Source organism: Rhodohalobacter mucosus, assembly GCF_003150675.1.
Classification (GTDB): domain Bacteria; phylum Bacteroidota; class Rhodothermia; order Balneolales; family Balneolaceae; genus Rhodohalobacter; species Rhodohalobacter mucosus.
In genome coordinates this window covers 142013-154143 of sequence record NZ_QGGB01000003.1, presented here as the reverse complement: position 1 = coordinate 154143, position 12131 = coordinate 142013, and the positions used below count along the sequence as shown (strand labels likewise).

General features: G+C 49.4%; 9 protein-coding genes. 4 read left to right on the top strand and 5 right to left on the bottom strand.

Annotated elements, in window-relative coordinates:
* Position 1: 1 nt before the first annotated feature.
* From DDZ15_RS03870 to DDZ15_RS03850, 5 genes are all read right to left on the bottom strand, one after another.
* On the bottom strand, positions 2–607 hold the full coding sequence (locus DDZ15_RS03870; RefSeq protein WP_109645079.1) for a flavin reductase family protein: 606 nt from the start codon (positions 605–607) through the stop codon (positions 2–4).
* Between the two features lie 11 nt (positions 608–618).
* The gene (locus tag DDZ15_RS03865; RefSeq protein ID WP_109645076.1) at positions 619–909 is read right to left on the bottom strand and encodes a hypothetical protein; all 291 of its coding nucleotides are present in this window, start codon (positions 907–909) and stop codon (positions 619–621) included.
* Positions 887–2368: a GNAT family N-acetyltransferase gene (locus DDZ15_RS03860; RefSeq protein ID WP_109645075.1), complete on the bottom strand. Its 1482-nt coding sequence runs from the start codon at positions 2366–2368 to the stop codon at positions 887–889. Before DDZ15_RS03860 ends, DDZ15_RS03865 begins: the two co-directional genes overlap by 23 nt.
* Positions 2369–2480: 112 nt before the next feature.
* Positions 2481–4301 (bottom strand): translational GTPase TypA, encoded by a 1821-nt coding sequence (typA, locus tag DDZ15_RS03855; protein ID WP_109645073.1) that lies wholly within the window; start codon positions 4299–4301, stop codon positions 2481–2483.
* Positions 4302–4629: 328 nt separating this feature from the next.
* Positions 4630–6114 carry a tetratricopeptide repeat protein gene (locus tag DDZ15_RS03850; protein WP_109645071.1) on the bottom strand — a complete coding sequence of 495 codons (1485 nt, stop codon included), beginning with the start codon at positions 6112–6114 and terminating at the stop codon, positions 4630–4632.
* A gap of 193 nt (positions 6115–6307) precedes the next feature.
* On the opposite strand from DDZ15_RS03850, the gene DDZ15_RS03845 reads away from it, so the two are divergent.
* From DDZ15_RS03845 to DDZ15_RS03830, 4 genes are all read left to right on the top strand, one after another.
* Positions 6308–7774, top strand: coding sequence for a Gfo/Idh/MocA family protein (locus DDZ15_RS03845; RefSeq protein ID WP_109645069.1), 1467 nt, complete (start codon positions 6308–6310; stop codon positions 7772–7774).
* A 530-nt stretch (positions 7775–8304) separates the two neighbouring features.
* On the top strand, positions 8305–8736 hold the full coding sequence (locus DDZ15_RS03840) for a VOC family protein (RefSeq protein ID WP_109645067.1): 432 nt from the start codon (positions 8305–8307) through the stop codon (positions 8734–8736).
* 253 nt (positions 8737–8989) lie between these two features.
* The gene (locus DDZ15_RS03835; protein WP_109645065.1) at positions 8990–9802 is read left to right on the top strand and encodes a hypothetical protein; all 813 of its coding nucleotides are present in this window, start codon (positions 8990–8992) and stop codon (positions 9800–9802) included.
* A 13-nt stretch (positions 9803–9815) separates the two neighbouring features.
* On the top strand, positions 9816–12080 hold the full coding sequence (locus DDZ15_RS03830) for a TonB-dependent receptor (RefSeq protein WP_158278614.1): 2265 nt from the start codon (positions 9816–9818) through the stop codon (positions 12078–12080).
* The last annotated feature ends 51 nt before the right edge of the window (positions 12081–12131 follow it).

Genomic DNA, 12131 nt, shown 5'->3' with positions numbered 1-12131 from the left:
CTCATTTTTTAAAATCGTCGGGAAAAGGAAACGACTGTGTTTCACTGACAATCGCATAGCGTCCCGGGGCAACATATACCAGCTGCGGATGATTGTAGATCAACTCATTGTCGGAGTGTGATGGATTTTTGATGACATCATTCCAGGCTCTTGCAGCGATAATTTCAGCCAGAATCAAGCTATTATCCCCAAATCCATCCACGAATTTCACCAGTTTGCATTCCAGAAACAGATAACCGTCCTCCACAAAGTGACCTTTGATCTCTGAAGCCGGGAAGGTTTTAACCGCCTCCAGGTCCGGTTTGGTGCCGTCATCACACCGCGGCGTGGCTGTTAAACTGGTGATTACAACCTGATCGGGTTTGGGATAGGTTACGGTAAACACACCTGTTTTCTTAATGTTTTGATACGTTGCATGACGCGGAGTACATACAAAACCGAAATAGTTTTTCCAGCCAAGCGGAAAGGCCATATGTTTGGGAGCTAAATTCGGTTCGTCATTCTCATCTGTCGTACCGACAATAACCAGGGGATGTACGGTAAAGATCTGTTCCCATACCGGAAAATCAAGGTTGAGAGTGGTTAAAGTGGGCTTATCGTCTTCCATTGGATTGCGTATTAGGGTTCAACAATGTCATCAAGATTCCAGTTTTCATGCAATCCCAGCGTCTGCAAAAGTTCGAAAAATATTTTAGGCGGATTTTTCAGACTGACCTTAACGGGCTGCTTGCTCGTCATTATTTTGTGCAGAAATATGATTGCTTTGCTATTTGCGAAGCGTGCCTGGCCGAAGTCAATGGCAAGCTCACTTCTGTCATCCAGTAAATCCGATATCTTCTTTACCGCATTCAGATTAAAATCACCCGAAAGCGTAACCTCCAATCTGTCACTGGTCTTTTTGTAGTTCATTGTATTCATTCTGAATCACATTTTTCAGCTTTCCGGCTATATCGGTAAACGTCTCGATCTCATCAAATTTCACATCATTGACTATTTTCTGCATTCTCAGATAATCCTGTTCCTGATGGAAAAATGGCATCAGTCCGGAGAGAATAAACCCATTCTTTTTCAGCCAGGATATAGCTGTATCGATATAGGTGTCGTTCATTGGCAAATCGATATACAGTGACGTAAGTGTAATCTCCTCCGTACTTTTCAGCATACGCGCACAGCTTTCCTCGAATGTGGCACCATACGTTTTCACCGTTATCAGTGCAGACTGACTTTCGTAGTTGATGGAGAGCTGCATGTCTGTTTTTGTCTTGCGACTTGATACCGGTTCGTCGTCGGATCGTGCAGGAACGGGATCGTCAAACTGATCATAGATTTCCGTGATAAGACCGGCGTAGATTTCCGGCAGTACCGGTGGACGCACCCACTGCTTTGTGAGAGGCAAAAAGTCGAGTACAACACTCACCATATCCAGGTGGCTCTTTTCCATTCCCTTGAAAATGCGTTTACCGGTCTTTGAAATGATCAGTGCTGCACTTTTAAAACCATATTTACTGTTAACCTTCTGACTGAAAATGTGGTTTGTAAGAGCCATGCCGAAGAGACCGGACAATCCTCTTTGCCGGCTCATTTCGATCAGGTTCAGCATCATTTTTTTCATCAGGCCGCGATTGCGGTAGGCGGGTGATACAACTGCCTCGGTCACTTCTCCGATCATGGAATCGGTACTTTTTACGACCGCAAAATACCCTACGGGGCGTCCCGACTCCGTTCGGACAATGGTGCCGTATTTATATTCGTTGCGGATTGCCGTTTCAATCCTTTGCGGAAAGTATAAATCCTCTTTGGGATAGCTGTAACTGTAGGAGCGATAGATTAATTTGGCGATATCTTCCGCATCCTCGCTGGTAACCGGCGTGATGAGGAAATTCTGCTCTGCTTCAGCGTCTTCCTCCTCATCCTCACCGTTAAAATCATACCCGGCGGGAACAACATCGAGAATATGTGGAAACCTGAATTTTCTGACTATCCGATACTCTTTTCCATCTTTTCCACGGTTTAAAAACAGAAAATCATCCGCCATCTGCTTTACCGTTTCCTGAGAGGCTCCCTTGAAGTCATTTTCGGCGAGTGCATGTTCAGGATTGTAGGTGTACTTCGCGGGGTCGTAGGGCTCCCCTTTCTCCTGGATGATCAGCTCTATTTCGGAAGGGGAATACTGGTACCAGATCTCCACATATCCTTTTTCACCCTTAAATGCGTAGAGAACAATGTCGGTCAGTACTTCGTCCATGCAGAGCGACATCCGGGCAGCACTCTGCTGATCCAGCCCCATATTCACACACCATTTGTATGTGAAATCGGTGACAGACCCAATCATTTCCAGTTTTGCTTCCAGGAGCAGATGTGCTTCCATTGGTTCCGCAGATTACGTTTGGTATAATCCAACCTAACGGATTTACGGAACACTTTTTGTAGGTAGTATCCTGTGCGGAAATTGGTGGTTTATCCTACAAGCGGATGGATGATTAAACCAGCTCTTTCTTCTTCTCCGCCCTCTTTCGCTCATTATGATCGAGGTAAAGCTTACGGATTCGCAGACTTTTTGGCGTTACCTCAAGAAGTTCGTCTCGGTCAATAAATTCAATGCACTGCTCCAGGCTCATCTTTTTTGCCTGGGAGATTTTTACTGAATCAGCCGTTTGCGTAGCCCGGTGGTTTGTGAGGTTTTTCTTTTTCACAACGTTAATCACCAGATCATCGGCCCGGTTGTTAATTCCAACCACCTGACCCGTATAGACCGGATTTCCCGGCTCGACGATAAACTGTCCGCGATCCTGCAGGCCTTCAAGGGCATACGGAGTTACATCACCCTGCTCCAGTGATATGAGTGCACCACGTGTGCGTCCCGGAATCTCACCCGCAAAGGGACCGTACTCGTCAAATTGCTGATGCATGATTCCTGTTCCTCTTGTTTCGGTGAGCATCTCGCCCCGAAAGCCGATCAGTCCTCGTGAGGGTACCTTGAACTCAATGCGGTTATTCTCTCCTTCCTGCACCATGGAAGTCATGATTCCCTTGCGCTTCTGAAGATTGTCAATCACCCGGTTGCTGTAATCGCTGTGCACATCGATCACCACTTCCTCAAACGGCTCGTGAAGCTTGCCATCCACTTCACGGAAAAGCACCTCCGGACGCGACACTGCAAACTCATATCCCTCGCGGCGCATCGTTTCAATCAAAATGGCCAGCTGGAGTTCCCCGCGTCCGGCCACACGGAATACATCCGGGTTGTCGGTCTGCTCCACGCGAATGGAAACGTTGGTACGGATCTCCTTCTGGAGGCGGTCTTTGATCATGTTGGATGTAACATAGTCACCCTCCTTGCCTGCAAAAGGCGAATTGTTCACACGGAAATACATCGCCATGGTGGGCTGATCGATGTCATAGTAGTCGATTGGCCGAGGATCCGATACATGGGTCAGGGTGTCCCCGATCTCTACGTCCTCGTAGCCTGCAAGAGCGAAAATATCTCCCGCATAGGCCGCATCCACCGGCTCGCGGTTCAGCCCGTTAAAGGTGAACAGCTTGGTTGCCTTTGCCTTCTCCTTCTGCTTCCCCTTGCGGTCGAGAAGCACGATCTCCTGGTTGGTTTTGATGGTACCCTGCTCCAGGCGGCCAATGGCAATCCTGCCCACATAGTCGTTCCAGTCCACGCTGCTCACGAGCATTTTGAACGGGGCATCTGCGTTTTGCTCCGGTGCGGGAATATGGTTTACGATCAGATCAAACAGGGGCGACAGGTCTTTGCCCTCCTCCTCCAGCTCCTCTTTGGCAATTCCTTCAATACCGATGGCGTAGAGAACAGGGAAGTCGAGCTGTTCGTCATCCGCATCCAGGGATACAAAAAGATCAAAAATCATGTTGAGCACTTCATCGGGACGCGCATCTTTACGGTCGATCTTATTGATGAGCACAATGGGACGATACCCCAGCGCAAGAGATTTGCGGAGCACAAACTTGGTTTGGGGCAGCGGGCCTTCGGCTGCATCCACAAGCAGAATAACGCCGTTCACCATTTTCAGGATGCGCTCTACCTCACCGCCAAAGTCGGCGTGACCGGGCGTATCCACGATATTGATTTTGGTGCCTTTCCAGAGAACGGCCGTATTCTTGGAGCTGATCGTAATGCCCTTCTCCTTCTCCAGGTCACCGGAGTCCATGACGCGCTCGTCAACCTGCTGATTCTCTCTGAATGTTCCGCTCTGACGCAGCATCTGGTCCACAAGAGTGGTTTTTCCGTGGTCTACGTGAGCAATAATGGCGATATTTCGAATGTCTTTGATCATATAAGGTAAAGTTCTAAAAAGTATCTTGTAGTGCGTGAACGGATAAAGTCGCTTCATCCGGTCACTCCCTGTGCTTTTTTCTCAACCCGGTTTTGGAGCGATGTACAATCTCAAATCAGGGTAAGGAGACATAGGATGACGGGAAGTCACCTATGACTTGTCCGAAAAATAGACAGCCTTTAAGATAAGGTTTATTTCGGTGAGTTCTCAGTATTTTCAGAACCTTCTTTTCTGAGGACGCTCTCCCGGTTTTGGCATGCGGGAACACAGAACAGGCTACAGCTTCCCGGACTGATCAATACTGTACAGGAGTACCATTTGTCATTTCTTATTGCATGGATGCGGCAGCGCCCGAGAGCTGTGCAGACTTTTCCGTTCCTGAAACGGATCTCATCCTGTTCGGTGTCCGCTCCAGCTGTTTTTGATAGGCTTCGTGAGCTTCGCTGTGATTTCCCATCTCCATTAACACATCCCCCAGAAGCTCCAGGGAAGGCTTCACAATCGACGGCGGACCGAAATCTACCGGCAGCTCCAATTCTGCAGCTACAGCCTGATTTAACAGATCCAGACCTTCATCGGTTCTGCCCTCTGCAATTAAGAGCAGCCCCCTGATTTGATTCAACTGAATATCCCTTTCCGGTGCATCGGGCGACTGCTCCAGTTTTTCCAGATAGTCTCTGGCTTCACTCATTTCATCCCGGTGGATAGCAGCCAGTGCGGATGTAAAGTAGAAGTTCCGTGCAGCGTAGGATTCTGCATCAATCTCTGCCATCCAGTTTTTGGCATCTCCCCAATTTTCGGTATCAACGATATAGTGACCTCTCATTACTGCAAAATGCCACATTTCCGACTGGCTTGGATCTCCTTCAATGCGTTCACTGCAGGTTTCCAGCACGCTCATCGCATCCTGAACCCTGCCCTCCTGCAGATACCCGTACTGGAGCCACCACGGGTAGTGGCCACAAACGGTGAGGGCTTCGTTCAGTTCAGCCTGGCGTGCGGTCTGCACATCCCTGGCCGTTTCATTGGCATCGATAACGCCATCCCACATTCCCAGTGCAAGGAAAATATGCGACGTCATATGCTGCGCGTGCGCAGCTGCGGGTGCAATCTCTGAATAGGCTTTGGCCATCGGAAGCCCCAGCGGTGCGTGCACAGGATCGTCAAATGAGTGAATCAGGTAGTGCGCGGCTCCCGGATGTTTTTGGTTTTCATTCCAGACATCAAACAACTCTGCGGCTGCTTTCATATAGATAAAATAATCTCTTCCCTCGTGTGCAGTTCCAAGTATGGAGAGTCCGTAAAAAGCCGTTATCTCATGATCGTCCGGATACTTTTCATGGAGCTCCTTCATGGTTTCCATATACAGGTCATCCCGCTCCTCCTTGGATTTCCCGGACGATTCCGGTGTATTCCCGTATAGTACTTCAAGGCTCATTAAATAGTCTTTTTCTCTTTGCGTACCTGCTTTCTCCTGCCTCTGCCGGACGGTTTGCCCCAGCTGATTGAGTACCGCCATCGCATCGTCGCGGTACTGCCGGTACCAGATAGGGTGGTTATGGGTCATCGCCTCGCCCCAGTAGGCCAGGGCAAAAGAAGGATCAATATCCCGGGCTCGTTTAAATGCACGTTCTGCATCCTCATATTCAAAGTTGTGAAGAAATTTTACGCCCTCTATAAAATCAGACTGCGCAGCTTCTGCTCCAGAATTCGGAAAGTCAATTTCTCCCAACAGCTTGCTTTGGGCCTGACTGGTCCGCGCAAGTGACATTGTTAGAACGACAGAAAGGAAGAGGAATAAAACGTTTTTCATGGTGCTTTTTTAATTTTTGCGGGGAGTTCTTGTTGATATACAAAACTCTTATGCAAATATGAAATCCATAGCGCGAACCTTTTTTGATTTATCCGTCTGAAATGCTGAATATCCATCAGCTGAAGATTGTATACAACAGATCGCCCTTATCGTCATCCATATATTCCAAATTGTTCATTAATCCAGCGCAAAAATGAAAAACGACCACGAAGAAAAATCGGCTCTGTCCCGCAAGGAATTCATCAAAAAAAGTGCTCTTGCTTCATCGTTTATATTTGTTCCACGCCATGTCCTGGGAGGCATTGGCTATACCGCACCCAGCGACCGGCTGAACCTTGCAGCGATTGGTGCCGGGGGAAAAGGATTCAGCGATATATCGAACGCAACCGTGAACGGACGCGAACGGGTTGCTGCACTCTGTGATGTACACTTTTCCGGATCGGCATCGCGCGCCGTGGAGGCTTTCCCGGATGCTGCGCGCTACCATGATTACCGCGAGATGTTCGACCGTGAACCTGATATTGATGCAGTTACCATCTCCACCCCCGACCACGTTCATGCGCCGGCTGCAAAAGCTGCGATGGAACGCGGCATCCACGTTTATGTGCAAAAACCCGTAACACACAATATCCGGGAGGCACGACTGCTAACCGAAATGGCCCGTGAACAGCGTATTGTGACCCAGATGGGCAACCAGGGAGCATCCAATCCTCTGTTGGGTATGGTTCAGGGCTGGGTGGACTCAGGCGTTCTGGGAAATATCACTGACGTAAAGGTCTGGACCAACCGGCCGGTCTGGCCGCAGGGCTTTGCGATGCCCGAACCCGATCCCTCCCAAAAGCCGGACGACCTGGAATGGGAACTCTGGCTGGGTCCCGCAGCCTATCGCCCGTATACTCCGCAACTGCATCCGTTTAACTGGCGGGGATGGTGGGACTATGGTACCGGTGCACTGGGCGACGTAGGATGCCACCTTATTGACATTCCCTACCGCACGCTGGGCCTCACCTATCCCACCGATGCTGAATGCAGTGTGGGCACCATTTTTACTCGTATGTGGACACCCGACTACCATCCGGAAGGTTGCCCGGCGTCCTCCTTTATTACCATGCACTACGATGCAACGGAAAAAACCGGGGGCCCCATAACCATGACATGGAGTGATGGCGGTATTCGTCCCTCCAGGCTGGAGATCATTCCACCCGACCACGATATGGGCGGACCGGGCAGCGCCAACGGGGTTCTCATTATTGGCGAAAATGGCGTTATTACAACAAATATCAACGACAGCTCGCCGCTGATGCCGAAGCTCTACCTGAACGACGGCACCACGGAGTTCGGTCCGGAAACCGAAGAGAATGAAGAACCCGAATACGGTCACCAGCGCATGTGGGTGGATGCCTGCAAAGCCGGATACGACAGCGCGGAGCACCGTGCACTCACTTCATCATTTGACTATGCGGGTCCGATGACCGAAACCGTGCTGATGGGCAACCTGGCGATCCGGAGCTATATGCTTCGCAGGGAAAACAGCCGCGGCGGAATGGAATACTTCGGCCGGAAGAAACTGCTGTGGGACGGTGAAAATATGCGAATCACCAACCTGGAAGAAGCCAATCAATATGTCGGCAGGGAGTATCGGGAAGGATGGGAAGTTTGAGGGAACCGAGCAACCGAGCAACCGAGCAACCGAGCAACCGAGCAAGTTTGTTTGTTTACGCATTGCTTTGCAAAAAACACAGTCAAAAAAGCATGAAGTCTAATTCAGTTACAATGTCCAATTAGCAGATGTCCACGACTCTAACGCCGGAGGCGTTAAACATCAATAGCCCCGTGCGAAGCGCGGGGTTATAAGAGTACAGAAGGATAATCCCGAGGCGAGGTTTGGAACAACGCTGAGAATTGCATCGAGGGATTCCGGGAAAGATCAGTTAGTACAGAAGAAGGACTGGTCATTTCACAGTGTGTCAGGTCAACAGTATGTTAGTTCTGACAGTGAAAAGGTGTTAATGTGTTAAGGTGTTTAAGTACTTTAGGAATTGAGTCATCTGCCAACCCATTAGCTTTTTTGCCTTTTGCCTTTTGCCTTTTGCCTGATCAATACCCAATACCCAATACTCAATACTCAATACTCAATACTCAATACTCAATACTCAATACTCAATACTCAATACTCAATACTCAATAAAAATGAACCAAAAAGATCTGAAACCCAAAGTAACCGGTATCGGCGGCATTTTTTTTAAAACGAAAAATCCTGAGAAAGTTCGGGAATGGTATGGAAAGCATCTCGGCCTTACGATCAACGAATATGGCTCCTCTTTTGAGTTCCGAAATGCCCATCGTCCGGATGAAATCAATTACTTGCAATGGGGTCCATTTTCGGCAGATACTGAATACTTCAATCCCTCCGAACAGCCATTTATGATCAATTACAGGGTTCAGAATATTGAGGGTCTCGTTGAGCAGTTCCGGGAGAATGGCGTCACGGTTGTGGATGAAATCACCGAGTACGACTACGGCAAGTTCGTGCACATCATGGATCCCTTCGGCAACAAGATAGAGCTCTGGGAGCCGGTTGACCGTGTGTTTACCGAAATGGGCGGGCCGACGACTAAGTAGTTTTGAGTGTTGAGTTAGTTGTTAGAGGTTGGTGGTTGGTAGTCAATAGTCTTGAGTCTTGAGTTTTGAAAAGGCAAAAGGTCCCGAATTCTCGTGAGCAAAATTTTAATTTTTTCGTAGTTATGTCAATTTTTATCAGTATTTTAATACCCTATCTACAACGAACAACGAACAACCACCCACCTGAAATTCGCCCCCCTCATCGCATCATTATGCTATTTTTTTTACACTCAGTACCAGTATATTGTTTTGCATGAAACTTCCGGTAAACCGCTTTCTTTTTTGGGGTCTTTTTGTTGTGGCGACACCCTTTCTGTTTATCGCTTGCGACAATTCGTTTGACCCATCCGGCCCCGACAACGGCACCTTCTCCATCCACGGAACCCTGGATCTACTGGAGGAGAAAAGCTATATCCGTGTTAGAGACCTGAATGCCCCCTTTACTTTAGAAGCCACCGAAGACCTGGATGCAGTGGTTACACTTCAAAATCTGCGTTCGGGTGTCAGCACCACGCTGGGCAGCACCGTTCGTGAGTTTGAAGGGGTGTATCTTCACACATTTCAGGTCAGTGACGGTGTGGTTCCCGATACTCCCTATCTGCTCAGAGTGGAAAATTCGAACGGCGACCTGGTAGAACTTGAAACTGTCACTCCCACCCTTCCGGTGCCGCAGGTAAACAGGGAAAACGATGCCTGCACCACACCATTAAACCTGGTTTTTGACCCAATGAACGGCGGCACACTTGTTATTCGATTTGGATTGGAACCGGATACGCCTGACCAAAAAGGGAGATGGGGAAGATTGATTGAACTGGGGCCATCCACCTACACGAACCGGGTCAGTATCACCGTAAATCCGCTTATTACAGCTCAGGGGATCGCAAGCACATTTGGTGTATGCTCTTCCCTTCTTACAAGAGGAAATATCTATGTTGCCATAGCACACTACTCACCCGGTTTTTATGAAAAACTGAATGAGGACCTGACCAATATTCTGCAAACCACACGGCAATTCGGCGGATTCTATGCCGATACGCTGGCCATCCCTATAGACGCGTCTCAATAAACAAACACTGTTCGTGAAGAAGACAATTGCCATAGCGCTCTCTGTTATTTTCTATACTTTGACGGTTCAAGCCGTTCAGGCACAGGACGGGGCACTGCTCAGGGTGCTTACGCTGAACGGCGAAGACGGCACTCCACTGATTGGGGCTACGGTGATTCTGGAAGAACCGGGATCCGAACAAGCTCCCGAGCTATTTTGCATCTCCGACCGCGACGGACTCTGTGAAATTCGGAATGTGCCCGTTCGTGACGAACTCGAGCTCAGAATCTCGTACGTGGGCTTTGAACCCTACACGGAACTGCTCACCTTTGCCGGTGGCGAGCGAAAAATTATTCGTGCCGTACTGAATCCGGCTGTCGGAGAGATCGGTGAGCTCACAGTGATCGAGCAACGCTATATAACAACGGGTGAAGTGGGCGTGCAGCGGATAACCAGCAGGCAAATTTCCCGAACTCCTTCACCTGTGGCAGGAGGCGACCTGGCTACGTTTTTACAAACCGTCCCCGGTGTAATTACCAGCGGCGATCGCGGAGGAGATCTCTACATCCGCGGAGGCACGCCCGACCAGAACCTGGTGCTTGTAGATAATATGCCGATTGTAAAACCATTTCACATATCCAACCTCTTCTCCGCCTTTCCGGACGATCTGATTCAGGATGCCGATCTGTTTTCCGGCGGTTTCAGCCCGAAATTTAACGATGCAACCTCCGCAGTTCTTGATATTGCACTGCGTCCCGGTAATATGAGAGACCACAGGGCCGCGGCGTCGGTCAGCCCCTACATGACGGCACTTCAGGCTGAGGGCCCTTTTAAAACCGACCGTTCCTCCTTTTTATTGAGCGGGCGCTACTCGCTGATTGACCGGACCGGCAGTAGCCTGACCGGCGAGGATCAGAATATCCGGTTTGGAGATTTTACGGGCCGGTATACCATTCAGGGAGAGAATATCACATGCAGCATTACAGGCCTGTACACCTACGACAGCGGTGAAATCGTCCCGCTTCGCAACGTGGATCACAAGTGGACCAATGTGGCAGCTGGTGCCCGTTGCCTTGGATATTCCGAATTTTTCAGCCATCCGTTCAATGTTTCGGCAGGTTACACCCGGTATGCCAATGAAGAGGGATCACCGGGACAGCGCGAGCGTTTCTCTTCTATTGGCCAGGTATACCTGAAAGTGGATATCCGTGAGCAGCTCATGAATCTGCCGGTGGATCTGGGGTTCAGCTTTAATTTAAAAAGCTATTCCGTTGAGCTGGATGAACGTTTTTCCAGATTTATTTCACTTGAAAGCGTGAACCGTAAGATGCCGGTGACACACATGTATCTGGCTACGGAATGGGAACCCGCAACGGGCCTCACCTTCTATCCCGGCGTCTCCTCACAGTTCACGCTCGATATGCCCATCACCTTTGAACCCAGGATTCGCATTTCCTGGCAGCCGGGTCAGAGTGACCGGTCACAACTCTCACTGGCGGCAGGCAGGTACGTGCAAACCCACTCCGGAATCAGTGATGAACGGGACGCAGGCACCGTATTTATGGTTTACCAGCCCGTTGAAATTGACAACCCTCTTCCGTCATCCCTTCACGGTATGATTGGAGTCAACCAAAGGCTTGGCAATTTCTTATCGTTCAACGCTGAAGGATATGTTAAGCAGCATGATAATGTCCCTGTTTCAAAATGGAACCCGGAACCCCGGATTGAGATCGAAACGGCCCGGGCAGAAGGGCTTACGTTTGGTGCTGATGTAAAAATGATGCTTGAGCGATCTTCATACTACGCAACCATATCTTACGGCTGGTCCAAATCGGAATATGAGGCAGTGAGCGGCGATCTGGGAGCTTGGGTTGAGGAACCCGTTTTTTCCTATTCACCCGCGCACGATCAGCGCCACAAGCTGAATGTGGCTGCGGGTTTTGAGCTTGCCGGCTTCAACCTGGATACGCGCTGGGAGTTTGGCAGCGGCAAACCCTACACTGAGATCTTCGGGTATGACTTTTTTCTGCGTTTGCCTTTTGAAAACCCCAAAACAGATCCCGGACAGGCACGCATTCTCTTCAGTGAACCCTATAACGGACGCATGCCAACCTATCACCGCCTGGATGTTTCACTGAGCCGCGACATTCAGTTAAAAAACGGTCTGGTACTCGAGACGCAGGCCGGGGCCATCAACCTCTACAATCGCAGCAACATCTTCAATTTTGACTACAGCGTACTACAACGCGTGGATCAGTCGCCGTTTTTTCCGTATGTGTCGCTGAGGCTTGTGATTTAGCGAGTGAGTTTTGAGTGTTGAGTTTTGAGTTTTGAGTTGTATCGGTTAAGG